The organism is Streptomyces spongiae, from assembly GCF_009377185.1.
GTDB lineage: Bacteria > Actinomycetota > Actinomycetes > Streptomycetales > Streptomycetaceae > Streptomyces > Streptomyces spongiae.
In genome coordinates this window covers 46,672-73,271 of sequence record NZ_VJZC01000006.1, presented here as the reverse complement: position 1 = coordinate 73,271, position 26,600 = coordinate 46,672, and the positions used below count along the sequence as shown (strand labels likewise).

General features: G+C 70.8%; 20 protein-coding genes and 4 pseudogenes. 9 read left to right on the top strand and 15 right to left on the bottom strand.

What is annotated here, in order from left to right; genetic code table 11:
* Positions 1–46: 46 nt before the first annotated feature.
* Positions 47–709, bottom strand: a pseudogene (locus FNH08_RS02275) (LURP-one-related/scramblase family protein); the annotation flags it as partial.
* A 106-nt stretch (positions 710–815) separates the two neighbouring features.
* Positions 816–2,867 carry a phosphocholine-specific phospholipase C gene (locus tag FNH08_RS02270; RefSeq protein ID WP_152769518.1) on the bottom strand — a complete coding sequence of 684 codons (2,052 nt, stop codon included), beginning with the start codon at positions 2,865–2,867 and terminating at the stop codon, positions 816–818.
* A 476-nt stretch (positions 2,868–3,343) separates the two neighbouring features.
* Between FNH08_RS02270 and FNH08_RS02265 the strand changes: the two genes are divergently transcribed.
* Positions 3,344–5,788 carry a SpoIIE family protein phosphatase gene (locus tag FNH08_RS02265; RefSeq protein ID WP_152769517.1) on the top strand — a complete coding sequence of 815 codons (2,445 nt, stop codon included), beginning with the start codon at positions 3,344–3,346 and terminating at the stop codon, positions 5,786–5,788.
* Positions 5,789–6,089: 301 nt separating this feature from the next.
* On the opposite strand, the pseudogene FNH08_RS54315 reads toward FNH08_RS02265, so the two are convergent.
* From FNH08_RS54315 to FNH08_RS53865, 3 genes and pseudogenes are all read right to left on the bottom strand, one after another.
* Positions 6,090–6,373 (bottom strand): annotated as a pseudogene (locus FNH08_RS54315) (IS30 family transposase); the annotation flags it as partial.
* Positions 6,374–6,934 (bottom strand): annotated as a pseudogene (locus FNH08_RS02260) (transposase); the annotation flags it as partial.
* A 122-nt stretch (positions 6,935–7,056) separates the two neighbouring features.
* Entirely contained in the window at positions 7,057–7,311 is a 255-nt protein-coding gene (locus tag FNH08_RS53865) for a helix-turn-helix domain-containing protein (protein ID WP_407704320.1), read from the bottom strand.
* A gap of 259 nt (positions 7,312–7,570) precedes the next feature.
* On the opposite strand from FNH08_RS53865, the pseudogene FNH08_RS53860 reads away from it, so the two are divergent.
* Both FNH08_RS53860 and FNH08_RS53855 read left to right on the top strand, forming a co-directional pair.
* Positions 7,571–8,676: pseudogene (locus tag FNH08_RS53860) on the top strand (NAD(P)H-dependent oxidoreductase subunit E); the annotation flags it as partial.
* A gap of 321 nt (positions 8,677–8,997) precedes the next feature.
* Positions 8,998–9,288 carry a molybdopterin dinucleotide binding domain-containing protein gene (locus FNH08_RS53855; protein WP_152769526.1) on the top strand — a complete coding sequence of 97 codons (291 nt, stop codon included), beginning with the start codon at positions 8,998–9,000 and terminating at the stop codon, positions 9,286–9,288.
* Between the two features lie 240 nt (positions 9,289–9,528).
* On the opposite strand, the gene FNH08_RS02240 is transcribed toward FNH08_RS53855, so the two are convergent.
* Together FNH08_RS02240 and FNH08_RS02235 are read right to left on the bottom strand one after the other, a co-directional pair.
* The gene (locus FNH08_RS02240) at positions 9,529–10,002 is read right to left on the bottom strand and encodes an FMN-binding protein (protein WP_152769516.1); all 474 of its coding nucleotides are present in this window, start codon (positions 10,000–10,002) and stop codon (positions 9,529–9,531) included.
* 7 nt (positions 10,003–10,009) lie between these two features.
* Positions 10,010–11,380 (bottom strand): ferredoxin reductase family protein, encoded by a 1,371-nt coding sequence (locus FNH08_RS02235; protein WP_152769515.1) that lies wholly within the window; start codon positions 11,378–11,380, stop codon positions 10,010–10,012.
* A 228-nt stretch (positions 11,381–11,608) separates the two neighbouring features.
* On the opposite strand from FNH08_RS02235, the gene FNH08_RS02230 reads away from it, so the two are divergent.
* Positions 11,609–12,358 carry a response regulator transcription factor gene (locus tag FNH08_RS02230; RefSeq protein ID WP_152769514.1) on the top strand — a complete coding sequence of 250 codons (750 nt, stop codon included), beginning with the start codon at positions 11,609–11,611 and terminating at the stop codon, positions 12,356–12,358.
* Positions 12,359–12,414: 56 nt separating this feature from the next.
* Positions 12,415–13,884, top strand: coding sequence for a sensor histidine kinase (locus tag FNH08_RS02225; RefSeq protein WP_152769525.1), 1,470 nt, complete (start codon positions 12,415–12,417; stop codon positions 13,882–13,884).
* Between the two features lie 16 nt (positions 13,885–13,900).
* Here FNH08_RS02225 and FNH08_RS02220 read toward each other — a convergent pair whose 3' ends face one another.
* Positions 13,901–16,195: a heavy metal translocating P-type ATPase gene (locus FNH08_RS02220; RefSeq protein ID WP_152769524.1), complete on the bottom strand. Its 2,295-nt coding sequence runs from the start codon at positions 16,193–16,195 to the stop codon at positions 13,901–13,903.
* Positions 16,196–16,538: 343 nt separating this feature from the next.
* Here FNH08_RS02220 and FNH08_RS02215 point away from each other — a divergent pair, with 343 nt between their 5' ends.
* Entirely contained in the window at positions 16,539–17,075 is a 537-nt protein-coding gene (locus FNH08_RS02215; protein WP_152769513.1) for a DUF2231 domain-containing protein, read from the top strand.
* Between the two features lie 122 nt (positions 17,076–17,197).
* On the opposite strand, the gene FNH08_RS02210 is transcribed toward FNH08_RS02215, so the two are convergent.
* The 3 genes from FNH08_RS02210 to FNH08_RS02200 form a co-directional block, all read right to left on the bottom strand.
* Complete coding sequence (locus FNH08_RS02210; protein ID WP_322723505.1) at positions 17,198–17,320, bottom strand: hypothetical protein; 123 nt, start codon at positions 17,318–17,320, stop codon at positions 17,198–17,200.
* Positions 17,321–17,512: 192 nt separating this feature from the next.
* The gene (locus tag FNH08_RS02205) at positions 17,513–19,912 is read right to left on the bottom strand and encodes a glycoside hydrolase family 65 protein (RefSeq protein ID WP_152769512.1); all 2,400 of its coding nucleotides are present in this window, start codon (positions 19,910–19,912) and stop codon (positions 17,513–17,515) included.
* 60 nt (positions 19,913–19,972) lie between these two features.
* Complete coding sequence (locus tag FNH08_RS02200; protein ID WP_152769511.1) at positions 19,973–20,848, bottom strand: universal stress protein; 876 nt, start codon at positions 20,846–20,848, stop codon at positions 19,973–19,975.
* Between the two features lie 416 nt (positions 20,849–21,264).
* On the opposite strand from FNH08_RS02200, the gene FNH08_RS02195 reads away from it, so the two are divergent.
* Both FNH08_RS02195 and FNH08_RS02190 read left to right on the top strand, forming a co-directional pair.
* Positions 21,265–21,666 carry a Crp/Fnr family transcriptional regulator gene (locus FNH08_RS02195; RefSeq protein ID WP_152769523.1) on the top strand — a complete coding sequence of 134 codons (402 nt, stop codon included), beginning with the start codon at positions 21,265–21,267 and terminating at the stop codon, positions 21,664–21,666.
* A gap of 24 nt (positions 21,667–21,690) precedes the next feature.
* Complete coding sequence (locus FNH08_RS02190; protein ID WP_322723503.1) at positions 21,691–22,368, top strand: CBS domain-containing protein; 678 nt, start codon at positions 21,691–21,693, stop codon at positions 22,366–22,368.
* A 58-nt stretch (positions 22,369–22,426) separates the two neighbouring features.
* Here FNH08_RS02190 and FNH08_RS02185 read toward each other — a convergent pair whose 3' ends face one another.
* A complete protein-coding gene (locus FNH08_RS02185) occupies positions 22,427–23,377 on the bottom strand; it encodes a pyridoxamine 5'-phosphate oxidase family protein (RefSeq protein ID WP_152769509.1) in 951 nt (316 codons plus the stop codon).
* A gap of 162 nt (positions 23,378–23,539) precedes the next feature.
* Between FNH08_RS02185 and FNH08_RS02180 the strand changes: the two genes are divergently transcribed.
* Positions 23,540–24,214, top strand: coding sequence for a CBS domain-containing protein (locus tag FNH08_RS02180; protein WP_152769508.1), 675 nt, complete (start codon positions 23,540–23,542; stop codon positions 24,212–24,214).
* Between the two features lie 173 nt (positions 24,215–24,387).
* Here the strand turns inward: FNH08_RS02180 and FNH08_RS02175 are convergent, their stop codons facing one another.
* The 3 genes from FNH08_RS02175 to FNH08_RS02165 are packed head-to-tail and all read right to left on the bottom strand — an operon-like array spanning position 24,388 to position 26,573.
* The gene (locus FNH08_RS02175; RefSeq protein ID WP_152769507.1) at positions 24,388–24,846 is read right to left on the bottom strand and encodes an Hsp20/alpha crystallin family protein; all 459 of its coding nucleotides are present in this window, start codon (positions 24,844–24,846) and stop codon (positions 24,388–24,390) included.
* A gap of 3 nt (positions 24,847–24,849) precedes the next feature.
* A complete protein-coding gene (locus FNH08_RS02170; protein WP_152769506.1) occupies positions 24,850–25,161 on the bottom strand; it encodes a DUF1876 domain-containing protein in 312 nt (103 codons plus the stop codon).
* A gap of 11 nt (positions 25,162–25,172) precedes the next feature.
* Positions 25,173–26,573: a nicotinate phosphoribosyltransferase gene (locus FNH08_RS02165; RefSeq protein WP_152769505.1), complete on the bottom strand. Its 1,401-nt coding sequence runs from the start codon at positions 26,571–26,573 to the stop codon at positions 25,173–25,175.
* Positions 26,574–26,600: the final 27 nt, after the last annotated feature.

Sequence of the window (26,600 nt, the reverse complement as noted above, 5' to 3'; positions counted from 1 at the left end):
GGGCGGCACACGCCACGCGTGCCGCCCACCCCTCGTACGAAACGGGTCAGCCCAGACCGCGCGCGTCCTGCTTCAGCGCCGTGTCCACCGTCAGCGCCGTCGCCACGACGAGGCTGAGCAGCGGCTCGGGCAGCTGGTAGTGGATCTGCAGGACGTAGTTGTCCGCGGTCGTGAACATCGTCTTGGCGAGGCCCTCCCAGGTCTTGGTGATCCGGGCGACCTCGTTGTCGGCGTGGTCGACGATCGCGAAGTTCCAGGCGCGCCAGTTCTCCGCCTTGATGGCGCCGACCTGCTGACCCCCCGCGTTGATCGCGAAGTTGATCTTCCCGATCATGTTCTGCTGGACGATCTCGCCGACCGGACTGCCGTCCGGACGCTGCACGAGCACCCGGGACTTGAATATCTTCCGGGGCCGCGTGAGCAGCAGCTGCGGCTGTCCGTGCGCGTCGCGGATCTCCAGCTTGTGCGTCATGTACTGGTCGAGGCTGGCGACGAAGCGCAGGATCTTCTTGAGCGCGCTCTGTCCGACCTGGACGACCGATCCGAGCTGGTTGCCCTGCTGGTCCATGACCTTGTACTCGTTGGTCAGCTCGATCAGCTTGGCCTTCTGGTTCACCACCAGGACGGGCTCGGTGAAGAGGGTGCCGCCGCCGGGGCCGCTCGGGGCGACCCCGGCCTGCTGGTGCACCTGTCGCTGCACGCGCGGATCAGACGATCCACCTGCAGAAATGTTCGATTCTGTGGTCACCGCGGCACCCTACCGCGAGGTGGCCGAGAATCGACCCCGCTTTTCTCCGCAGGTGTCGCCGCTTTTCCTAAAACGTGACCATCGCCGGATCGCTCACCCCGGCCCGCCCGTTCTCGACGTGCCCCGCGAACCGGCGCACGAAGCCGGGGTCGGTGTCGGAGAGGACCGTCAGGTCGTACCAGCGCTTGCCGCGACGCAGGTCCACCGTGTGCTTCACGGTGGCCCCCGCCCGTACCCGGAACGTCCGGGGCTTGCCGCCGTACCCGTCCGTGAGCGTCAGGTTCGCCGTGCCCGAGCCCTTGTTGGTGAGGGTCAGCTCCACGTCGTCGCCGACGTGCCGGGCGGTCACCTCGGGTCCGGCCGCCTTGCCCGGGCCCTTGAAGACGCGCAGGAAGCCGTTCGGGCCGTGCACGGTCAGGTCGTACGAGCCGTTCGAGGAGGACGTGTTCCAGGTGTCCGAGATCCTCTTGCCGGCCTCGGTGGTGTACGTCCACGGGCCGTCGGTGCGGTTGCCGGAGGTGACGAGGAAGGCGGCACCGGCCTTGGGGCCGGAGGCGAAGGCCAGTGTGAAGGTCCCGGCCGCCGGGTCGGCCGAACCGTCCACCTTCGGCGCGTACTTGAGGGCCCTGGCGGGGCGCAGCCCGCGCTCCTGCTTCGGCATGCTGGGGTCGGCGGGGACCGTCGGCTTGTAGTCGGGGTGGCGTTCGCGGTCCGCCGGCTCGTAGTCGTCGGTGTCCGGCAGTTCGGCCGGCCTGCTGTCCTTGTCGGAGAAGTCGAAGGCGGCGGTGAGGTCGCCGCAGATGGCGCGCCGCCACGGCGAGATGTGGGGCTCGCGCACCCCGAAGCGGCGCTCCATGAACCGGATGATCGAGGTGTGGTCGAAGGTCTCGGAGCACACGAACCCGCCCTTGCTCCAGGGCGAGACGACCAGCATCGGCACCCGCGGGCCGAGACCGTAGGGGCCCGCGACGAGCTTCGAGCTCCCGGGGTAGAGGTCGAGGCTCACGTCGACGGTGGACTTGCCCTGTGCGGAGGACCGCGGGGGCAGCGGCGGTACGACGTGGTCGAAGAAGCCGTCGTTCTCGTCGTAGGTGATGAACAGCGCGGTCTTCGACCAGACCTCGGGGTTGGAGGTGAGCGCGTCCAGGACCTGCGCGATGTACCAGGCGCCGTAGTTCGTGGGCCAGTTGCCGTGCTCCGAGAAGGCCTCGGGTGCGGCGATCCAGGAGATCTGCGGCAGCCTGCCCGCCTTCACGTCCGCCTTCAGCACGTCGAAGTAGCCGTCGCCGTTCTTGACGTCGGTGCCGGTGCGGGCCTTGTCGTACCACGGGTCGCCGGGCCCCGCGTTGCGGTACTTGTTGAAGTACAGCAGCGAGTTGTCGCCGTAGTTGCCGCGGTAGGCGTCCTCGATCCAGCCCCAGGAACCGGCCGCGTCCAGGCCGTCACCGATGTCCTGGTAGATCTTCCAGGAGATCCCGGCCTTCTCCAGGCGCTCGGGGTACGTCGTCCAGTCGTAGCCGAGTTCGTCGTTGCCCATGACGGGCCCGCCGCCCTGGCCGTCGTTGCCCGTGTGACCCGTCCACATGTAGTAGCGGTTCGGGTCGGTGGAGCCGATGAACGAACAGTGGTAGGCGTCGCAGACGGTGAACGTGTCGGCGAGCGCGTAGTGGAACGGGATGTCCTCGCGGGTCAGGTACGCCATGGTCGTGGTGCCCTTCGAGGGGACCCACTTGTCGTACTTGCCCCCGTGGTAGGCGGCCTGCCCGTCGGGCCAGCTGTGCGGGAGGCCTTCCAGGAACTGCATACCGAGGTCGTCGGCGTCCGGGTGGAAGGGCAGCAGGTCCTTGGTGCCGTCCGACTGGTGCCACACCGACTTGCCGTTGTCGAGCGCGACCGGATGCGGGTCCCCGAAACCGCGGACACCTCTGAGTGAGCCGAAGTAGTGGTCGAATGAACGGTTCTCCTGCATCAGGACGACGATGTGCTCGACGTCCTCGATGGTGCCGGACCGGTGGTACGCGGGCAGCGCGGCGGCCCGCTCGATGCTGCTGGACAGCGCGGTGAACGCCGTGGTGGCGCCCGCGACTTGGAGGAATCGGCGCCGGTTGACTTCAGGCATGGGTGGGTGACCTCTTGTCCTGACGTGATGCGATGGATGTGACCTGCGCGCAGGGAGTGTGCCAAGCGCAGCGAACCTCGGGGAAGGGGCCGTGGCGCGTGCGTGACGGTTGGTCGTCCGGGATGCGAACAGCACCACACGGGCGACCTGCGGCCGGCTTCGGCTGCCGGGGGCTGCCGGTGGCGGAATGCGGGTCCTGTGTGGCTGCGGGCGCGGCCCCCGATGCTGTCGGCGTGGGGCGCGCCCCGGGTCTTTCGGGACGCGGGGCAGTGTCGATATGCGGCTCCGCCGAGTGGGCGCGACCAGCCACAACGAACCCGCACCCGGACGACCACCCTTCTGGCCACCTGCACAATCCCCTCGGTTGAGCGGAGCCCCGTGCCGCAGGACCCTGGAGGGGGTACCCGGATGCCGACCGGGGATCCTGGCTGCTCCGGCCCGGCTCCAGCGGAGCGGCACCGTGGAAGTGAGAGCCCATGAACAGCAGGGACGTCACATCCGGAGGCACCGTGGAGGCACGCGCACCGGAGGACTTCGCGGTCGTCGTCGACGCCGGCGGGTCGATCAGGATGTGGAGCGCCGGGGCTCAGCGGCTGCTCGGATACGAGGCCGCCGACGTCGTGGGCCGGGCAGTCGCCGACCTGCTCGCCGCCGAGCTGCCCGGATCCGCACGGCGCCACCTGGCCGACGGACACCGGTGGTCCAGTGAGGTGGCGCTCCTGCACCGGGACGGCGACCGTGTCGTGGTGCGCCTTCAGGGGACGCCGTTGCTGGCCGCGGACCGCGCGAGGCTCTGGCTCGTCACCGGTGCCGTACCGGCGAGCACGGCCGGGCTCACCGATCCGGGGGCTGCGGCCCTGTGGGACCTCACGCTCGCGCAGCTCCCCATGCCGGTGGCGGTGTACGACCGCGAGAACCGGTTCGTGGCCGCAAACGACGTCATGACCCGGATCATGGGCAGGACCCAGGAGGAGATGCGGGGCCTGACCCTGCGGGAGATCGAACCCAGCCGGCCCTTCGACGAGTACGACCGCATCCAGTGGGACGTCCTGCGCACCGGCGAGATGGTGTTCCACGAGAACCACGGCCAGGCCCCGGGTGAGACCCGGCCGCATGCCTGGTCGATGTTCATCTCACCGCTGAAGGACGAGACCGGCACCGTCCACGGACTGTCCGCGACCGTGTTCGACACCACGGAGCAGTACTGGGCCCGTCGCCGTCTGGCGGTGCTCAACGACGCCGGACTCCGTATCGGCAGCACCCTGGACGTGACCCGGACGGCGGAGGAACTGGCCGAGGTCACCGTGACCGGGCTCGCGGACTTCGTCGCGGTCGACCTGCTGGAGTCCGTCGTCCTGGGCGACGAGCCGGAACCGGTACGGCCGGGTGAGCCGGTCACCGCACGCCGCACGGCGCAGCGGTCGGTGCTGGAGGGCTGCCCGGAGTCGGTGGTCCCCTCGGGCGACCCGACCGTCTACCCGGTGGGCACGCTGCCGGTGCGGACGCTGCTCACCGGCCGCGGCGCGCGGCACAAGCCGGGGGATCCGGAGCTGCGGGAGTGGATCACGGCCTCCCCTGCCCGCACTGCGACCGTGGCCAGGCACAGGATCCACTCGGTGATGATGGTGCCGCTGCGTGCCCGTGGGGTGACTCTGGGGCTGGTGCACTTCCTCCGCCATCGGATGGCGGAGCCCTTCGACGAGGACGACCTGCTGCTCGCGGAGGAGATCGCCACCAGGGCGGCGGTCAGTGTGGACAACGCCCGCCGTTACACCCGTGAACGACGGACGGCGCTGGCGCTCCAGCGCAGCCTCCTGCCCGAGCGGCCACCGGGTCTGGTGGCGATGGAGGTCGCCTACCGCTACCTGCCGGCGGGTTCCGGCGCTGACGTCGGCGGGGACTGGTTCGACGCGATTCCCCTGTCCGGCGCCCGGGTCGCGCTGGTCGTGGGCGACGTGGTGGGCCACGGCATTCACGCGTCGGCCACGATGGGCCGCCTGCGGACCGCCGTACGGACCCTCGCGGACGTCGACCTCGCCCCGGACGAGCTGCTCACCCAGCTGGACGACCTCGTCATCAGGCTCGACCGGGAGGAGGGCCCCGAGGTGCGCGGGCAGGAGGAGGCGTCCGGGCAGGTCGGGGCCACGTGCGTGTACGCCGTGTACGACCCGGTGTCCCGCCGCTGCGCCATCGCCCGCGCCGGACATCCGCCACCCGCCCTGGTCACCCCCGACGGCGCCGTACGGTTCCTGGACCTGCCGGCCGGGCCGCCGCTCGGCCTCGGCGGGCTGCCGTTCGAGGCGGCCGAGGTCGAGCTGGAGGAGGGCAGCCTGCTCGCCTTCTACACCGACGGCCTGATCGAGGCCGCCGACCGCGACGTCGAGGCCGGGCTCACCCTGCTGCGCCAGGGTCTGAGCAACCCGGCCGAGGCCCTGGAGGAAACCTGCGACCAGGTGCTGCACACCGTGCTGGCGGGCCGTCCCGCCGACGACATCGTCCTGATGCTCGCCCGCACGTCCGCGCTCGACGCCGCACGGGTACGCACCTGGCAGCTGCCGCAGGACCCGGCGGCCGTGGCCGGGGCCCGCAGGATGGCGGGCGAACAGGTGGCCGCCTGGGGCCTGGCGGAGGCGGTGTTCGCCACCGAACTGATCGTCAGCGAGCTGGTCACCAACGCCGTCCGGTACGGCGACGCCCCCATCGAGCTGCGGCTGATCCGCGACTCGACGCTCATCTGCGAGGTGTCCGACGGCAGCGGCACCGCGCCGCATCTGCGCCGGGCCCGCGTCTTCGACGAGGGCGGGCGAGGGCTCCTGCTCGTCGCCCAGGTCTCCGAGCGCTGGGGCAGCCGCCAGACACGTACCGGCAAGACCATCTGGGCCGAACAGCCCCTGCCCGACGAGACCACTCCGTACTCGTGACACGGTCGGCTCCCGCGGTCGGAAGACCGCGGGCGCCGGGACCCGTTGGCGAGGTTCAGCGTCTCGTTGGGGCCGAACCTGATGTCGTGGACGAACCCGATGTCGTGGACGAACCTGATGTCGTGGACTCCGGACCTGTCGGCGACCGTGATGTTGGGCATCCGTCTCCGGGGCTTCTGCCCTGTGGACCGCCGTGGACATCTCAACGGAAAGCCTTCCGGCACGTGTTCTCCGAGTCACCCGGCGGTCCCGCCGGACCTCTCCCGTCGAAGAAGCCCGGCCCGCCAAGGCTGCACCAATAGGTGTTCTCGTTCGTGCCCCGCTGCCAGGGCTGCCTGGGCGGGCGAAGAAGACGCCGTCGACGAAATAGGGCGCGAGTTCGTGATGGCGGGCCATCTCGGAGCCCTGGTCCCAGGTGAGACTCCGTCGGGCGTGCTCCGGCATCTGGCTGAGGACCGTGATCAGGGCATCGCGTAGGTGGCTGACCGAGCGCCGCTCCGGCAGTGGGACCAACCGGAGATAGCGGGTGCGTCGGTCGACGAGAGTGGCGACGGCGGACTGGCTACGGACGCCCACGACGAGGTCCGCGATCAGCGCGTGGACGTTGATGATGCGGCCGCCCTCGCGGACCTTCTGGGTCAGCGCGTCCACCCAGACAAACGAGTAGGGCCCGGCATCCAGAGGCCGGTTGCGGAACGCGGCGACCTGCTCGTCCAGGTGCTTGGCCATCGCACTGACCTGTGACTTCGACAGCTGCGTGACGCCCAGGGACTCGGCGAGCTTCTCGACTCTGCGGGTGGAGACGCCGAGCAGGTAGGCGGTGGCGACCACCGAGATGAGGGCCTGCTCGGCCCTGCGGCGGCGTTCCAGGAGCCAGTGCGGGAAGTAACTGCCCTGGCGCAACTTGGGGATGGCCAGTTCGACGGTGCCGGCCCGGGTGTCCCACTCTCGTGGGCGATATCCATTGCGGTGGTTGACGCGTTCGTCGCTGACCTGCCCGTATTCGGCGTTGCAGAGGGCGTCGGCCTCGGCGGACATGAGCGCGTCGGCGAACGTTTTGACCATCGCGCGCAGCAGATCGGGACTCGCCGCGGCCAGGTTGTCCTCGGCGAGGGCGTGCAGCGGCAGACTGTCAGGTGCGGTCATCGTGCTGATCTCCTTCGAGCTTCGACAACTCGAAGATCAGCCGGTGGCCGTTCTTGTATCCGGACACTCACTCCGACGCCGGGACAAACGCCCGGATCAGGCGGGAGCCCGTACACCACTTCTCAGGACGCAACCCTGTTGCGCCGCAGTTGCCGGCTGACCGTCGATGGAGCCCGCCCGACCAGGCCGGCTGTCTCTCGGATCAGGCCGCGTTCACGCAACGCGGCGATCCTGCGGCGTTCCAACAGCGACAGATACCGGCCGGACCGGGAGGACTCCGGGAGATGGTCCGGCCTCAAGCCACCGTTCTCCGCCCGCCACCGGTAGCCCGTCTTACGCCCGATCCCGAGTCGCCTGCACGCATCGACGCTGCCCACCCCGGCCGCCAGAAGCCCGCCAGTACTCGGCCTCGAGCTCCAGCCTGCGCTTGCGTCCCCGCCTCGCCTTCAACACTCCACAATGATCAAGGAATGTTGCGACAAGCGTTAGAACCGACCATACGGCCCAGAGGCTGTATAGGCCCCCGGGCCGGCCCCGCCAGGGATACGCGCGCAAAGCCTGCGAGGAACAGGCTCCCCCTATGCTTTGTCGCGAGTACACACTTGGCCGGCACAGCGCCTGAATCCAGGGTCGTACATGGTCTGGTGCCGGAATGCGGCCACGCCCCGCTGCCTGCACGATGAAGGCATGGTTCCCGTCGGTCCTGTCAGCCGTTTCGATGCGTTCCGGGCCCTGGCCGACCGGCGCGGGCGGCCTGGAGACCGGTTGATCGAGTCGCTGGTCGAGGCCAGGGCGGGCACTGCGGACGGCCCCGAGAGCTGGGCTCCGGCTGTCGCTGCCCCAGTCGGACTGCCCGCTGCCGCCGCGCTCGGACCTGCCACTTACTACGCGGACCTCGCCGCCCCGCACAGCCGCCGTCATGTCCGGGTGTGCGCCGCGACTGCCTGCTTCGCGGCCCAGGCCGGACGGCATCTCGCCGATGTCGAGGATGCGCTGGGAGTCAGCCCCGGCACGGCCTCGCCGGACGGTGACGTGTCGGTGCAGGCCGTCCGCTGTCTGGGCTATTGCTACGCGGGGCCTGCGGCACTCGACGGCGACAAGCCCTGCACCGGTCCGACCCTCTCCGGTCAGCTCGCCGGGCGGGAGCCCCCCTCAGCACCGGAGATCCCGACGGCCGACGACACCCATGACCCGGTTCTGCTCGGCGGTGTGCTCTCCGGTGGGCCCGCGTGGCAGGTGTGGCCGGGGACGGTGACGAGGGGTACCCCGGACAAGGTCCTCAACGAGGTGGCGGCCTCCGGGCTTCGAGGTCGTGGCGGCGCGGGTTTCCGGGTGGCGGCGAAGTGGGAGGCGGCCGAACGATCCCCCGGCACCGTGGTCGTGGCCAACGGCGACGAAGGGGACCCGGCTCGTACGCCGATCGACTGTTCATGGAGGCCGACCCGGCGCGGGTGCTGGAGGGGTTGGCGCTGGCCTGTTTCGCGTGCGGGGCCCGCCATGGCCTGGTGCTGGTGCTGGTGCGCTCCGAATACCCGGCCGCTCTCGCACGGATGCGGGAAACCGTGGGGCACGCCTATGCCGACGGCCATCTTGGCCCGTCCGTGCGCGGTACGGCTACCGCGCTCGACATCCACATCGTCGAGGGCGCCGGCTCCTACGTCGCTGGTGAGGAGACCGCGCTGATCGCGGGGTTGGAAGGCGGTCGGGGAAGCGCCCGGCCGCGCCCGCCCTACCCGACCGAGCGTGGGCTGTGGGGTGCGCCGACCGTGGTCAACAACGTGGAGACCCTGGCGGCCGTGCCGTGGATCGTCCGGCATGGCGGCGAGGCGTACGCCCGGCGCGGCACGCCCGCCGAGACGGGAACCAAGCTGGTTTGTCTCTCGGAACGGTTCGCCCGGCCTGGTTGCTACGAGGCCGAGTTGGGCACGCCGGTGCGGCGGATCGTCACCGAGCTGGGTGGCGGTCTGAAGGACGGTGCCGAGCTGGCCGCTCTTCAGGTCGGAGGGCCGCTGGGCGGCTTCCTTGCCGCCGACGCGCGCTGGGCGCACTACAACTCCGGCAGCATGACCCGGCGCGGCGGCAACCTCGCACTCGACCCGGTCGACTTCCTCGACCTCCACCTCGACGACGCCGGCCGGTACGGCGTGCGGGACGGCGAGCAGGTCACCGTGGAGAGCCGGCACGGCCGAGCCCTGCTCATCGCCCGCGTCAGTACACAGACAGCACCCGGCCAGGTCTTCTGCTCCTTCCACTTCCCCGCGAGCGGAGTGAACCGCCTCACCTCCGACCACGCGGACACCGTCACGTCCTGCCCCGAGTACAAGGTCACGGCCGTCCGCGTAGCCGCGCCATGACGGCGATGGATACCGCGACTCCCGCGCTGACGCCCGGAGAGTGGGCCACGGGCCGACTGCCCCGGGGTCTTCGTCGCGAGGGCCGGCGTCGGCGGCGGCGGGACGGGCCGGGTTCGCTGCCGCCGAACTGCCACTCTCAGGGCGGAGGGGAAAAGCAGCGAGACATGGTGGGTCGGTTCACCGGCCTCTTCACTGTCCTGCTGAGGATGTCGCGGGTGTGAAGAGCGTCGGCAGGCAGGGTCAGCCCCTCGCGGCGTCCAGTGCCGACTGGAGTGACTGGCGGTAGCCCTCGCTGGTGTACGTGGCTCCGGAGACCGTGTCGATGTCGGCGGTCTGCGCGGCCAGCGCCTCTCTGGTCAGCTGCGGGATCGCGTAGTCGTTGATCTGCTGGTCCCTGGGGTTCTCCTGGGGGTAGGTGACCGCGGTGACGTCGGTGAGTTTCCCGTTCTTCAGGGTGACGCGGACCTGGACGGGGCCGTAGCGGGTCTGGACCGAGTTTCCGGTGAGGTTCTGGGTGCCCGTGGCCGAGCCGCTCGATCCGGTTGCTCCACTTGACGCGCTCGAACTGCTGGACGGTGTGGGAGAGGTTGCCGACCCGGCGACGGTCGGCGTCGTGTGCGGCTTCAGCGACAGCAGCAGCACCATCCCCGAGACGGTGGCGGCGCCCGCCAGCACGATGCGGCGCAGCGGGCGGTTCTTGTTCAACGTGTGCAAGGCGGCCTCACAGCTCGAAGGACTCGTGGTGGATACGGCGATCCGGGACCCCGGCTGCGCGCAGCGCCTCGTACAGGTCCTGCGCGAACGCGTGGGGCCCGCACAGGTACACGTCGTGGGCGTCCAGGTCCGGCACGGCCGCGCCCAGGGACTGAGCGGTGAGGTCCGGTCGCCGGCCGTCCGGACCGTTGAGCGCGTAGAGCACCTTCGCCCCGCGCCACCGTGCGAAGGCCTCCAGCTCTCCGCCCAGGGCGAGGTCCTCCGCCGTGCGCGCGCGGTAGAGGAGGGTGACGTCGCCGGGGAGCGTCTCGAACAGGGCCCGCAGGGGGGTGATGCCGGCACCGCCCGCGATCAGCAGGGACTTGTGCGAGGTCTGCCGGCCGGCGGTCAGCGCCCCGTAGGGGCCCTCCGCCCACACGCGGGTGCCCGGCCGCAGCTGGGAGACGGCGGCGCTGTGGTCGCCGAGCGCCTTGACGGTGATGCGCAGCACATCCGGGAGCGGTGGCGCGGACAGGGAGTACGGCGTGGAGGTCCAGCGCATGCCCTCGGTGAGGAACCGCCAGCGGAGGAACTGCCCCGGCCGTACACCCATCTCTTGCAGCCGTCGGCCGCGGATGACGACGGAATACACGCCCGGGGCCTCCCTGTGCACGGAGTCGACCCGCAGCCGGTGACGCAGGTTGAGCCGTACCGGAGTGAGGATCCGGAACCACACCACCAGGGCCGCGACGCCCAGGTACAGCGCGTACCAGGCGGCCTGGGCCGGCCGGTCGCCGGTGAAGTCGGACCCCAGGGCGAGCTGGTGGCCGAAGGAGAGGAAGACCGCGGCGTACGTGAGCAGGTGCACGTAATACCAGAACTCGTGGCTGACCCGACGGCGCACCGCGCGTGCCGAGACGACCCCGACCGCGAACAGGATGACCGTGCCGGCGGTGGCCTTGAGCATCTCCGGGTAGTCCAGGACCACCGTGAGCGTCTCGTCCACGAGCGAGGAGCCGTCCTGGGCCGCGTAGCCGAGCAGTATCAGCACGACGTGTACCACCAGCAGACAGATCGAGTAGCGGCCCGCCCGCGCGTGCCAGCGCGCCACCCGGTCCGACCCGATCCGCTGCTCCAGGAGCGGGACGCGAGCCATCAGACCGACGAGGACAGCGCATGCGTATCCGCACAGCAGTCCCGCGATCCGCCCGGCCCCCGTCAGCCAGCCCTCGGCGCCCACGACCGACCCCGTGTCGTGCCACCACAGGGCGATCACGGCAGCGGCCCCGCCCCACAGGACGGCGAGTACAGGGCCGGCAGGGGACCGTCGTGGCGCGGGAAGCGCCGGGGCCACCTTTCGTTGCGCGTGCACCGTTCGTTTCGCGTGCACCGTCGTCATCCGCGGGTCCCTTCGGCTGTCCGTACGCCTCTTCGGCCGTCCGGGACGACACTGTGCCGAGGCAACTTCTGAGGCGGCTCTCACCGCGAGGTGGGAGGCGCGGTTCCGCCGCAGGTGGCAAGGGTTGCCGGGTGGTCGAAGCGGGGCGGCCGCACAGCGGACTCAGAGCGAACTCAGAGGTCGGCGCAGCGGTCCAAGACGAGGCGAGGCCGCATCCTGGTACATGAGATGAACGCCCACCGCGCCCGCGGCTCCGCCCGCCCCGCCCTCACCCGCACCGACGGCACCCCGCTGCGGGTCCTCGTCGTCGACGACGATCCCGACCTGGCGGAAGTCCTCTCCGGCGCCCTGCGCTACGAGGGCTGGGACGTACGCACAGCGGGCGACGGCGCCTCGGCCGTCACCGAGGCGCGCGAGCTGCTGCCCGACGCCGTCGTCCTCGACGTCATGCTCCCGGACACCGACGGCTTCGCCGTGCTGCCCTCGCTGCACGCCGTGCGGCCTGACGTGTGCGTGCTCTTCCTGACCGCAAGGGACGCGGTGGAGGACCGTATCGCAGGCATCACGGCGGGCGGCGACGACTACGTGACGAAACCGTTCAGCCTGGAGGAGGTCGTCGCCCGGCTGCGCGGACTCCTGCGCCGCGCCGGCATGGCCCGGCAGACGGAGGAGGGGCCGCGACTGACCGTCGGCGACCTGGTCATGGACGAGGACGCCCGCGAGGTCACACGCGGTGGCGAACTCATCGAACTTTCCCCGACGGAGTTCGAACTGCTGCGCCTCCTCATGCGCAACCCGCGACGCGTGCTCAGCAAGGCGCAGATCCTCGACCGCGTGTGGTCCTACGACTTCGGCGGGCAGGCCCACGTCGTCGAGCTGTACATCTCCTACCTGCGCAAGAAGGTGGACGCGGGACGCCCACCCATGATCCACACGGTGCGGGGCGCCGGATACGTGCTCAAGCCGGTGACCCGGTGAGGACACGACCGCGGCGGCGGCCGGCGCCGAGCCCGCTCAAGCGCGGGGCGAGGCGGCTGCTGTCGCGTCTGCCGCGCCCGCACACGCTGCGGGCGCGGCTCACCGCCGGCCTCGTCGTGCTGCTCGCGGTCAGCTGCGCGGCCGTCGGGGTTGCGGCGGTGGTGGAGCTGAACGGCTTTCTCACCGGTCGTCTCGACCAGCAGTTGCGTGATGCGGGCGCGCGGTTCCCGGCGAGCCTGGAGCACGGCGGGAACCTGCCGTCGGACCACGACGGTGACGAGGACGGTGACACCCGCCGCCAGGTTGTCGGAACCTTCGGCGCCCGGCTCGTCGGCGACACGGTCACCGACGCCTCAGTGGTGGGCTCCAGCAGCGGCGCGGGTGCGCTGCCCGTGCCGCTCGGCGCCGCGGACAAAAGGAAGCTCGCCGCTGTGCCCGCCGACGGCCAGGGACACTCGATCGATCTCTCGTCGCTGGACGACTACCGCGTGATGGCGGCCCGGGGCAGGGACGGCGACATCCTGATCACCGGGCTGCCCACCGAGCCCGTCGAGGCCACCGTCCACCGGCTGGAACTGGTCGCCGGAATCGTCTTCGGCGCGGCGCTCGCCGTGGCCGGTGTCGCGGGAGCCCTGTGGGTGCGCTGGTCACTGCGACCGCTCAGCAAGGTGGCCGCGACCGCCACCCAGGTCAGCGAACTACCGCTCTCCAGCGGCGAAGTGGTCCTTGCGTCGCGCGCGCCGACGGGCGACCCGCGCAGCGAGGTGGGACGCGTCGCCGGCGCCTTCAACACGATGCTCGGCCACGTCGAGGACGCGCTGACCAAACGGCACGCGAGCGAAGAGCGGCTGCGCAGTTTCGCCGCGGACGCCAGCCACGAACTGCGCACACCCGTGGCGTCGATCCGCGGCCACGCGGAACTGGCCCTGCTACACCCTGGCCCGGTACCGCGGAAGGTCGAGCGGGCCCTGGAGCGCATCGAGTCCGAAGCGGCCCGCATGGGCGACATGGTCGACGACCTGCTGCTCCTCGCCCGCCTGGACGCGGGCCGCCTCCTGGAACGCCTTCCCGTCGACCTCACCCACCTGGTCCTGGACGCCGTGACCGACGCCCAGGCCGCGGGCCCCGGACACCGCTGGACGCTGGAACTGTCCGAGGAGCCGGTGACCGTCACGGGCGACACTCACCGGCTCCATCAGGCGCTGGCCAACCTGCTGGCCAACGCGCGTCTGCACACACCCGTCGGCAGCACGGTGACCATCTCGCTGGAGACCGACGGCAGGACGGCGGCGCTGAAGGTCCACGACGACGGCCCCGGCGTCGCAGCCGACGTACAGCCCAAGGTGTTCGAACGCTTCACCCGCGCGGACCGCCGCCGCACCGCGGGCTCGGGCGGTGGCACCGGCACCGGCCTCGGTCTGTCGATCGTGGCGGCAGTGGCGGAGGCCCACGGCGGAAGCGTCACACTCGAAAGCGCTCCAGGCTCGACCACCTTCGCCGTACGCCTGCCCGTCGGCGGCGGCTGATCATCAGCCGGCGCTCTCAGGGTGCCAGCGAGAAGTAGTTCTCCTCCTCCTGAGTGAAGTGCAGGCGCAGGACGGTGTTCAGGCCGTAGAGGCAGGAGCGCAGGTCGTCGAGTTGGCCAGGGGCGAGGCCGCCTTCGGCATGGGCCAGTTGCAGGTGGGTGGCGATGCGGCGGGAGAGGCGTGCGATCTCGGTGTGGGCGCGGCTCATGGTGGCGGTGGCCTCGGGACCGCCGAGAGCGGGGGCGAGGGCGGGGTAGAGCTTGTGTTCTTCGGCGTATTCGTGGGGCAGCAGTCGTTCGGTGAGCAGCCGGTGTGTCTCCTCGACAGCCGCGAGGGTTTGTGGGCCAGGGCTGTCGGAGAGCCGGTCCGCGGCGTCTCGTACGGCTTCGAGGACGTCCTGGAGATCGTCGTGCTCTGCCGCGAAGCGGTGGATGAGTGCCTCTGCGGTGGGAGTGAGAGCCGGTCGCGTGGTCTGGTCGACGCGCAGGGCGCGCAGGGCGTTGAGGATGACGGCGACATCGATGCCTTCCTGGAGGAGGGCACCGGCGGTCGGCGGGAGCAGGCCGAGGGCGGCCGTGGCCATGGCGGCCAGCGACATCAGCATGCCGCCGAGCGCGCTCTGCACGGCGATGCGCCGCGCTCGTACGGCGATGGAGACGGCATCGGCCAGGCGGTCGACGCGGTCGGTGGTCAGGACGATGTCGGCGGCCTCGGAGGAGGCGGTGGAGCCGTGTGCTCCCATGGCCACACCGATGTCGGCGGCGGCGAGGGCGGGTGCGTCGTTGACGCCGTCGCCGACCATCACGGTGACCGCGCGCTCGCGTTCGGCGCGCACGGCGGCGACCTTGTCAGCCGGGCTGAGTTCGGCGCGCACGTCGTCGAGGCCGAGGACGGTGGCTACCTCCTGGGCGGATTCGGCGCGGTCTCCGGTGAGCATCATCAGCCGCTCGATGCCCGCCGCTCGCAGGTGGCGCAGGGTGCGTGGGGCGTCGGGGCGTACGGGGTCGCGCAGGAGGACGGCGCCGGCCGGCTGCCCGTCGACTGTCAGCCAGGCCACGGCGGCACCGTCAAGGAGTGCGCGGTTGTCGACGGCCTTGGCCCAGGGCGGCCGTACGTCCGAGGTGTGGACACGGCCGATGGAGACCTGGTGACCGTCCGCAGTGCCCGAGGCGCCCCGGCCGGGTTCCTCGGTGACGTCCGACGGGACCGACAGCTCCAGCCTGCGTTCACGGGCCGTGCCGACGATGGCCCGGGCGAGGACGTGCGGCGAGTACTGGTCGAGCGAGGCCGCCAGACGGAGCACCTCTGTGGGCTTCCGGCCGGGCTCGGCGGTCACGGCCAGGACGCGGGGGCGGCCGCCGGTGAGGGTGCCTGTCTTGTCCAGCAGGAGGGTGCGGGCCCGACCGAGATTCTCCAGCGCCCCACCGTTGCGGATGACCACGCCAAGGCGGGAGGCGCGGGAGAGACCGGAGACGATCGCCACTGGCGCGGCCAGCAGCAGGGGGCACGGCGTGGCGACGACCAGAACCGCGACCGCCCGTACCGCGGAGCCGCTGACCAGCCAGGCCAGTCCAGCCACCACGAGGGTGAGAGGGAGGAACCAGGCCGCGTAGCGGTCGGCGAGCCGCACGACGGGCGCGGACTCGGCGCCGGCCTGCTGCGCCAGGAGGACGATGCCTGCGTAGGTGCTGTCCCGCTCGGTGGCGGTGGCGCGCAGTTCAAAGGCACCGCCCGCGTTGACCACACCACTGCGGATCGCCTCGCTCCGCGTCCGCTCGACGTGGAGGGGCTCGCCAGTGAGCACGGATTCGTCGAGGACGGCGGCGGTGCTCTCCACGCGGCCGTCAACGGGGACAACTTCGCCAGGGCCCACGACGAGCAGGTCACCGACGGCGATGTCGGCCGAGGACACCGTGGCCACCCCGGCGTCCGTGCGGCGGTGCGCCGACCGCGGTGCGTGTTCCAGCAGGACGCGCAGGTCGTGGGAGGCTCGCCGCTGGGCAGCGGCTTCGAGGGTGCGGCCGGTGGCGAGCATCAGCGCGATCAGGGCACCGGCCAGGTACTCGCCCACGGCCAGGGTGCCGCCGAGCGCCAGCACGGCGATGAGATCCACACCGGCGTGCCCGTGCCGCAGAGCTGCCAGCACCCACCCCACCGCGGGAACGACGGCGGATACCGTGCCCAGGCCCCAGAACAGGTCCGCGAGACCAGCTGCGCCCACGAACCAGGCGATCCCGCCGGCCGTCAGGGCCGCCGCTGTGACGGCCAAGAGAGCCAGTTCGAGCCGTGGAGAGGCGACCGCGCCGGTCATGCGGCGCAGCCGTGCCGTGAGGGTGGGGCTGGTGGAGTTGTCCATGGGACACCTCGGTCTGTCCATCGCGGCGGCCACCGGCCGGGTACCCAGCCATCACATCGCGGCAACCGGTGCTTCCGGCAGGGGACGTACGGCCCCGCCGCGGGGCCGTACGCCGGTGTGGACGCCTGCTGGTCAGGTCCTGTCCTCGTCCGTGTGCTGAGCGAGGACGGGGCAGGCGGCGACGGCCCGGGTTCAGAAGAACCTGAGAGCTTCCCGTGCCAGGCTGACGCGCCCTGCCGCCCGACACGGGAGCCCGTGCGTGTCGGCTCCTCTCGGTCGATTTCTGGAGGAACACCTGATGAGCCTCACCGTTGTCAACGGTCTGCCCGCACACGTCCTGATCGTGCACTTCGTCGTCGTACTCGTTCCCCTGAGCGCACTGGCGGTCGTGGTCGGCGCGATATGGCCGAGTGCCGCTCGGCGCATGGGGGTCGTCCTGCCAGTGCTGGCCCTGGTGACGCTGGCGAGCGTGCCGCTGGCCACGGAGGCCGGCGAGTGGCTGGAGGAGCACGTCGACAGTGATGCCCTGGTACGCAGGCACGCCGAACTCGGCGACGGTCTGCTCCCCTGGGCGGCGGGCCTGTTCGTGCTGGCGACGGTGATCTGGTGGACGACCCGCAGGCCGGCCGAGGCGGAAGCCGCCCCCATGGAGCGGCCCCGGTCGGCTTCGTCCCGGTCGGCGTTGGTCGTCCGTGTCGCGGCGGCGGTGCTGTCCGTCGGAGTGGCCGCGGGCGCCGTCGTGGACGTGTACCGGATCGGCGACTCCGGGGCGAAGGCCGCCTGGCACGACGGTTTCTCCAAGACCGCGACAGGCGAACGGGGTGACAACGGCTGACACAACCGGCTTCCGGCACCGGAGCGGACACGCCAGCGCCCGGAGGCCGTCCAGCTGCGGCGATGGTCTCGAACCGTGGTGAAGGCGAACGCCTTCGGCATGCGGGGTCCGTACACACTGGCTCAGCCCAGAGTGACCGTTGCGGCCCACATCCCCACCACCGTCACCATGGCGAGCGGCCCGACGAGCCCGGCCACGCGCCTGCCGCCCAGCTGCTGATGGGACAGTCTCCACAGTGCGGCCATGACGAGCCGGCTCTGGCCGCCGTGGCGGGTGGGGTGCCAGAGGGTGTGGAACAGGTCTCGCAGGCATGGCCAGAGGGACCAGCCACTCCATGCACGCCTCCCACGGACCTGTCCGCTGAGCGGCCTGCACGGCGCCGGCGGCGAAGGCCGCCCTCTCGCCCGAGTCGGCCCTGCTCCCCGGCGCCGGATCGCTTACCCTTCCGGCAGCAGGAGCGTGCAGGTGTCTCCCGGTGCGACGGTGACGGCCCGGTCGGACAGGACCACACGGATCGGTGACTCGTCCGAGTCGGGCACACCGATCCGCAACCGGCCGCTCCGCAGCCGTACGCCGACACCCCAATGGCCGCGATAGCGAAGTGAGAATCCGTACCCCGACAGCTCCGGAAGCGGCACCGGGTCGAGCCGGAGGGCGTCCTCGCGGGTCTCCAGCCCGGTCAGTCCCCGCTGCACCAGGTCGAGGGTCCCGGCCATGGCGCCGAGGTGGATGCCCTCACCGGTCGTGCCGCCCTGGAGGTCGGCGACATCCGCTTCAAGGGCTTCCTGGCAGTACGTCCAGGCCCCGGTCTGTCTGGCTCGCGCGAGGACCCAGGCGTGGACGAGGCCGCTCAGGGTGGAGCCGTGGCTGGTGCGCCTCAGGTAGTAGTCGGCGGTCCTGCGCCAGATCTCGTCGTCCACCTCGTAGCCGAGACGGCGGAACAGGTCGCGCAGTTCGGCGGGCGAGAAGAGGTAGCCCAGCATCAGGACGTCGGCCTGTTTGGAGGCCTGGTAGCGGTTGACCGTGTCCCCCTCGGCCTCAAGGATCCGGTCCAGTCGCCGGATGCTGTCGTAGCGGGCTCGGTAGCCGTCCCAGTCCAGTTCGGCCAGGTCGCCGTAGCCGTCGAACTGGCTGATGACGCCCTCGTGGAACGGCACCCGCAACCGCCGGGAGATCTCCTCCCATTCCAGGAGTTCGCCGCTGTCCAGCTCGATGCGCTCCAACAGTTCTTCTCGCCTCCATGCGGGCAGGCGCCGCACCAGGTCCAGGGCGCGGCTGATGACCCAGGCGGCGGTGACGTTGGTGTACGCGTTGTCGTCGAGGCCCGGGCGGGCGCTGTCGGGGTAGCTGTCGTGGTACTCGTCGGGGCCCACCACTCCGCGGATGCGGTAGCGGCCGTGCTCGGGGGCGAACTCCGCGCGGTGCGCCCAGAAGCGGGCGATCTGCAGCAGCATCTCCGCGCCCTTGGTGTGCAGGTACTCGGTGTCGCCGGTCGCTTCGCAGTACTGCCACACGTTGTAGGCGATGGCCGAGCCGACGTGGTACTGGAGGCGGGAGTTGTCAGGAAGCCAGCGTCCCGAACGGGGATTGAGGTGCAGCTGCTGGGTCTCCTCGCGCCCGTCGCTGCCGGACTGCCACGGGTACATCGCGCCGGCCAGGCCCGCCTTGCCTGCCGCGCGGCAGGCCTGCGGCAGGCGCCGGTAACGATAGTTCAGCAGCGCCCGCGAGACCTCCGGGAAGTGCAGGTTCAAATACGGCAGCACGAACAGCTCGTCCCAGAAGACGTGGCCCCGGTACGCCTCGCCGTGCAGCCCGCGGGCCGGCACCCCCACGTCCAGCTCCGCTGTGTGCGGCGACAGGGTCTGCAGGACGTGGAACAGGTGCAGGCGCAGGATGCGGCCCGCCTCGCTGGGCACCTGGATGTCCGCGCGTCGCCACAACCTCGCCCAGGCCGCGACGTGGGAGTCCACAAGGGCCGGGAAGTCCGCAGCCGCGGTCACCCGGTCGACGGCCGCGCCGAGCGGGTCGCTGATCGCTGGGTCGCGGGAGGTGTGCAGGGCCACGGTCTTGTCCACGACGGCGGGCCGCCCCGGAGCGACCGGGAGCACCAGCCGCTGTACCGCGCGGTGACGGGTCGGATGAACCTCCGACAGCGTGGGCCGCTGTCCGATGACGACCGTACGGGCTGCCATGGCTATGCCGGTGTCGGAGGCGCTGGTGCGGCAGTGCAGCCACGTTGTGTCGGCCCCGGCCGCACCGGTCCGCACATGCGCCAGGTGGTGTCGGTTGAGGGACCGGTAGCGGTGCACGTTGCCGTTGGTCACGTCCCCGTCGAGGACGGACTCGACCTCGATCTCGCCCGACCACTCGGCCGTGAAGACGGTCCGCAGCGCGGCCAGGTGAGGATCGGTCATGTGCACCAGGCGGATCTGCTCCACCCTCAGCACTCCTGCCGCCGTCTCGTCGCGGTAGCGGAACGTGCGCGTCAGCGTGGCACGGCGCAGGTCCAGGGTGTGCCGGTAGTCGAACGGCTGCCGAGTGTCGGGAGAGAACCACGGGCTCGCCGATCCGTCGGGGAAGCGTGGACGGAACCGCAACAGCAGCCAGTTCGGGAGGTTCACCAGGTCCTCGTTCACCACCTGCCTCCCCGCCATGGCCGACTCCAGGCGGTTGTAGACTCCGGCCGCGTAGGTGGCCGGGTAGTGCACGAGACCCGCCCGGCTCTCGGGCACGGCGCCGCGGGTGGCGAAGTAGCCGTTGCCGAGCGTGCACAGCGCTTCGCGCAGCCGCTCGGCATCGGGGTCGTAGCCCTCGTACTCCCAGGTCCACTCCGACATCCGCCGTCCTCACCCACTTCCTCCACAGGGCGCCCGTATACGGAGCCCGCCCGCCGGAGGTCAAGCTCGCTGCGGGACGACGGCGACCGGGCACGCGGAGTGGTGCAGCAGGGCGTGGGCGATCCTGCCGAGCTGCAGACCGAAGTGGCCGTGCCTCCTCAGAGCACCGACGACGAGCAGGTCGGCGTCGGCCGACGCGTCCAGCAGGACCCTATGGGCGGCGCCGTGGATCGCTTGGCGGTGTACGTCGACCCGGGGATGGTCCCGTGCGGGATGGCGCAGCGCGTCGGCGAGTCGCGTGGAGGCCCTTTCCTCGTGGACACCAACCACTTCGTCCGCGGCCAGATAGTCGTCCGCGGGGTCGTGGGCGGGTCGGCGCCAGGCCCGTACGGCATGCAGGGCGCAGCCGCGCGACTCGGCCTCCCCGAAGGCGAACCGCACGGCGGCCGAGCCCTCGGAGGCGTCGCCGACACCGACGACCACCCGGCCGAAGGAGCCCTGCCGGTTCCGCTCCCCGCCGCGGACCACGACGACCGGGCACACGGCGCGCGCCGCCACCGTGAGGCTGACCGACCCCAGCAGCATCCCGGCGACCTCGCCACGGCCGCGGGAGCCTGTGACCAAGGCGAAGGATTCATGCGCCGCGTGCAGGAGCGTGGACACGGCGTCGTCGGGTAGCACTTCGCCCGACGACTTCACCTCTGGGTTGCGAAGTCGGGCACGTTCCGCGCAGGAGGCGGCGATGTGCTCGGCCATGACCTCCTCGGCAGGACGACCAGTGCTGAAGGACGGACGGCCCCCCTCATACCGCTCCCAGAGGGAGGCGTGGACGAGCCGCAAGGCCAGCCCGTGGCGTGCCGCTTCGTCCACCGCCCAGTCCACGGCTTCAAGACTGGAATCCGATCCGTCGACACCCACCACCAGCGGGAGCTCCATGGTCCCCACCGCCTTCCTGCCCGGCCACGGCCAGTGCGAGAACCTCCTGTGAATACCGTCGCACCGCCCCGGGGCCGTCGCGACATGTGGGCGGGCTCTCGGAGGGGAGACCGCGGCCCAGGTTGCACAGTGCCGATTTGCGACGATCGTGGAGTCATGCGGCCCGGAGCACAGTGCTGGGTGCCACTCGGCATCGCCGCCACGGCCTTCGCGTCGGCCTGGGTCCGTCGTCCTGCCGACCAGAGGCGGCTGGGGGCTCCCGCCGACCAGACCAGGCACCGCGTGGTGAGACGTCCGTGACCTGATACGAGCCCGCCTCCACTTCGAGGTCATGGGGTCATGGAGAAAGGAAGGCCATTGTGGTTGCGAGGAGCGGCGTTTTCGGCGCACTGGCCAAGGAACATCGCGAGCAGCTCATGTCGCTGGCTCGCGAGGTGTCGTTCGAGATCGACGAGCGCATCTTCGACGAGGGCGGCAAGGCCGACCGCTTCTGGGTGATCCACACCGGCACGGTCGCTCTCGACCTGCGCGTGCCCGGTCGGCGCGCAGCGGTCGTCGAGACCCTCGGGGCCGGGGAAGTGCTCGGCTGGTCATGGCTCGTCCCTCCCCATCACTGGCACCTGGGGGCTCAGGCCACCAGCCCAGTGCGCGCCTACGAGTTCGATGCGGCTGCGGTCCGTGACCTGTGCGGGAAGAGCCCGGAGCTGGAGCACGAGCTGTGTACCTATGTCGCCGGGGTGATCGCCGGGCGCCTGAGGTCCGCGCGGGTGCGGTTGCTCGACCTGTACGCGCCCTACGGCGCGGGCGAAGTGCCCTGACGAGGCGAGACGAGGAGGCCCGAAGTGCCTGAGCCCCCGCACATCGTGAGTGATGTGATGACCCAGACCGTTGTGGCCGTCGGGCGCGACGCCCCGTTCAAGGAGATCGTCCGGACCATGGAGCAGTGGAAGGTCAGTGCCATGCCGGTGCTGGAGGGCGAAGGGCGTGTCATCGGCGTCGTCTCCGAGGCCGATCTGCTGCCCAAGGAGGAGTTCCGCGACAGCGACCCGAACCTCTTCGAGCAACGTCGGCGCCTGTCCGACCTCGCCAAGGCGGGAGCGGCGACGGCGGGGGAGCTCATGAGTACGCCCGCGATCACGGTCCACGCCGATGCCACGTTGGCCCAGGCGGCCAGGATCATGGCCGTCGGGCACGTCAAACGGCTGCCCGTGGTCGATGCCCTGGACATGCTCCAGGGCATCGTCAGCCGTGCCGATCTGCTGAAGGTCTTCCTGCGGTCGGACGACGACATCGAAGAGGAAGTGCGCCGGACGGTGGTGTCCTACCTCTTCCCAGCCTTCAGCCACGCCATCCACGTGAACGTGCACGACGGAGTCGTCACCCTCCGCGGACACATCCGCGACAGCTCGCTGATCTCGGTCGCCGTACGCCTCGTACGCGCCGTGGAGGGGGTTGTCGACGTCGAGCCCCATCTCACCGGCGAGTCCACCACCCCGGCCGGACCGGGAGGCGAGCAGTAAGGGAGCCGATCCGGCGCGTACGACGCACAAGGTGAGCCGGCCGGCCAGTGGTCCTCCCTTACCGGCCGGCCGGGGTAATACGACGCCCCGTGATGCGCGTGGGGAGAATCGCCACCCACATCTCGCGTTCGCCCCCTGCCCACGGCTCTGTGTGGGCGCCGTCGACCAGCCTCCGCACAGCGTCAGGCTCGGTAACCGCCCGCGCAGGCCCGACGACGAGCACGCTCCAGCCCTTGCTCATGGCCTCGTCGACATGGTCGACCTCGAAGGCCACGTCCGTTCCCACGGCCGCCGCCGGGACCGAGTCCGGCGCGGTCCGGAACACGATCGCATCCTCGACGACCTCGTAGTTCACCGGAACCACCGCCGGGCCGTTCGGTGTCGACACCGCGATGCGCCCCACACCGTGCGTGGAAAGCAGGACGCGGCACTCATCGGGGCTGAGGTCCCGCAACTGAGGGTGCAGGAGCGCATGACCTTGGCCGGGTGGCAGATCGGTTCCACCGCCACGTAGAACGACAGTGGTGGTGCCCAGGGCGTCGGCCAGGCGGATGAGGGTCGCCACGGTCGGGTCGGCAGGCTGTTCCTCGAGGTATGCCAGGTACTCCGGCGCCATGCGGGCGCGTCGGGCCGTCTCTTCCCGGCTCAGTCCTTGGCGGGTGCGTTCGGTGGCGACACGACGGCCGATGTCACCGGGGTTGGGCGGCCTGCCCGGCCGAGTCCGGCGGGACTCGTCACCCTTCGGACCTCCTTCGGCCCTTCCCAGACCGCCTGTCTGGTCCGTGGTCGGCCGGGAAGGCTCGCGCGGGCTGGCGGGCCCGTGCTCGAAGTGACGGATGTGTGCGTCGGGGCCGGGGAAGACGAGGGTCACCTCGTTCGTGTCCGACCAGCGCACCTCGTAGGGAGGCGTTCCATCCTCATGGTGGAGTGCAACAATCTCGCCGTCGCGCCTGGTGGCGCCGGTGGTAGCGCTCTCGACCACGAGTTGATCGCCGAGTTGAGCTCGCATGATCGCCGCCGTTTCCTCAGAATGCTGCTGTAACCCAACGTCCCACGCGCGGAGTGCCGCCGCACGGGGACGACGACCCTGTGATCCGTTGCCGGACGGCCGGTCCGGGGCCGGATCCAACCCCTTGCCCCTGGCTGTCTCCGCCCGGAAGGGAGAGGCGACATGCACCACCGCACGGTCGCAGAGCTCATGACCCGAGACGTTGTGCGAGCACGGCGCGACATGCCGTTCAAGGAGATCGTCAAACTGCTCGCGGACAACGGCGTCACCGCCGTACCCGTGGTCGACGAACTCGACCGCCCCATCGGGGTGGTGTCCGAGGCCGACCTACTGCGCAAGTCCTCCGCCCAGGCCGATCCGTCCGGCCTGACACCGGTCCCGCATCTGGAGGCGTGGGAGCGCGCCAAGGCCGAGGGTGCCCGGGCCGAGGAACTGATGTCGGCCCCCGCCGTGTGCGCGCGCCCGGAGTGGACCGTCGTCGAGGCGGCCCGTCTCATGGAGGTCCAGAGCGTCAAGCGACTGCCCGTCGTGGACGAGACGGACCGGCTGCAGGGCATCGTCAGCCGCCGTGACCTGCTGCTGATCTTCCTGCGCCGTGACGACGCCGTCCGCGACGAGATCGTGCAGGACGTGCTGCGGCGAACGCTGGGACCTGTCGCCTCGGACGTGACGGTCGAGGTTCGCGAAGGGCACGTGAGCCTCGGTGGATCCGTCCAGGTCAAGAGCCTGATCCCGGTGATCGAGCGGCTGTGCCGGAGCGTTGACGGAGTGGTCTCCGTCGCGGAGCACATCACGCATCGAGCGGACGGCTCCGGGAATTCCGCAACCGGCGGGTGAGGGCAGGGCGCGACCGAGTTCGGACAATGCGATCTCACTCCCTCACCACTTCCCGTGGAGGGTGCCCGGCACCGCTCGGTTGCCCGTTGGGGGCCCGGAACACCCTGCTACGAACCAGTCCCTGAACCCGCACAAGCAGCCTCTGCCCTGCTCCCGCGCCTGGATCAGTCGGTTCAGTCGGTGATCTCGATGCGGTGCGGTGTGGCCTTCTCGGCCTTCGGGACGCGGACGGTGAGCACCCCGTTGGTCAGCTCGGCGCTGATGTGCGCGGTGTCCGAGTTCGGCGGCAGACTCGTACGGTAGTCGAACTCCCCGACATGGCGGGCGCGCCGCCGGACCACGCCGGCACGTTCCTTCTCCTTGATCTCGCCGTGGACGTCGATCTCGGATTCGGTGACCTCCACGGTGATCTCGTCCTTGTCCACACCGGGAAGCTCCAGCTCCACCAGGTACGCGTCCTCAGTGTCCGCTATGTCGGCCGGCGGCGCCCAGGCCCCGGCTGCGCCGAGTTCGGCGCCGCCGGGAAAGGCGGACTGCATGAGCCGGTCCATGCGAGTGTGCAGGTCCTCAAGTTCGCGGAAGGGGTCCCATACCGGAAGTGAACCCCTGGCACGGCGGGCAGGCTGCGTCATCGGTCATCCTCCTTGTATCTGATCCGGCCGCGGCCAGCCGGGCGCCGGGCGCGCCCTCCGCCCGGTCGCCCCTGCGCCGAGGCCTTCGATGTCGCGCTCGGCGATGTCGACCAGTTGCCGGCCGAGGTCGTGCAGAGCTCTGCCGGACGCCAGCTCGTCACCGATCTCCGGTACGTCCGTGTCCACGGGGTTCCTGTGGGCGGTCCCGTGCCCGGTGAGTGACGTGCTCCCGGTGTCCAGCACCACTCGCGCCTTGGTCGTTCCCTCTGCCTCGAAGAGGTAGAGGCGTACCTTCCATTCCACGGTATGCGGCATCACTGTTCTCCTCATCTCGGTACGGAGCGCCGCGATCCGGTGGCGCTCCGCTCGTGGTCGCGCAGGTCGGCGGATGAAGCCAGGACCTCGTCTTCGATACGGCGCCGCACCTGGTCGGCGAGGGCGGTCAGCTGTTCGGAGGTCCTCACCCGGGGTGCGAGGGGGGTCTGGACGCGGCGTGCCGCGGGCTGGAGCGCGGCAAGGTCGGCGGCGAACCTCTCCCCGCTCTCGCCCAGGGTGGGGCGATGGACGGTGCGCCTCCCGTTCCGCATCACCGTTTCCAGCATCGGTACGCCCCCGCTCGGCGGCTGTTCCTCACGGAGCGCGATCACGTCCGCGTGTCCGGGGCGGCGGTACACCTGCTTCTGCCCGGGGGCGGTGACCTTGGCCGAGGAGAGCTTCATCACTGGTCGTCCGTCGTACTCGACCATCTTGTAGGCGGAATCCAGGAACGGGGCGTCGGCGGAGACCCCGACGCGCGTGCCGACGGCGTAGACGTCGATCGGCGCTCCCGAGCGGACCAGTTCGTCCACGGCGTACTCGTCGAGGCCGCCGCTGGCGACGATTCGCACGTCGGGCAGCCCGGCCGCGTCGAGGATGCCGCGCGCCCGCTCTGCCAGGGCCCCCAGGTCGCCGCTGTCCAGCCGCACGGCCGAGCCGGTCCCACGAGCCGCGTGGTCGAGGTCTCGCAGCACGCGGGCCGCGACACGGACCCCCTCCTCGGTGTCGTAGGTGTCCACCAGGAACGTCACGGGGCCGGGGTGGGACCGGGCGAAGGCCCGGAAGGCCGCCTCCTCCGTTCCGAACGCTTCGATGTAGGAGTGGGCCATCGTGCCGACGGCATGCAGCCCCTCGGCGGCGGCCGCAGCGACATTGCTCGTTCCCGAGAATCCGACCATCGCGCTCAGGCGCGCGGCCTCGTAGCCGGCCTGGGGGCCGTGGGTGCGTCGCAGGGAGAAGTCCACGACCGGGTGTCCCGCCGCTGCCAGGACACACCGTGCGGCCTTCGAGGCAATCGCCGTCTGGTGGCTGACTTGGTTGAGCACGTACGTCTCGACGAGCTGCGCCTGCGGAAGGGGCGCGGTCACCTCCAACAGCGGCTCTCCCGCGAGCACGATCCGTCCCTCCGGCACGGCCCGCACCTGGCCGGCGAACTCCAGGCCGAGCAGCGGGGCCAGGTCACGCGGAGGCCGGTGCAATACCGAGGCAAAGGCGTCGACGTCCTCGGGGCCGACCCGGAAGCCGGACAGGAAGTCCAGCGACGACTCCAGGCCGGCGGCGGCCAGGAAGCCGCGGTCGGGTGGCAGGTCGCGGACGAAAAGACTGAACGTCGCCGGGCGGTTCATCCCCTCCCGCAGGTACGACATCGCCATCGTGACCTCGTACAGGTCGGTGGTCGTCGCATCGGACATCAACGTCACCTCCTCGACGCCGCTCGG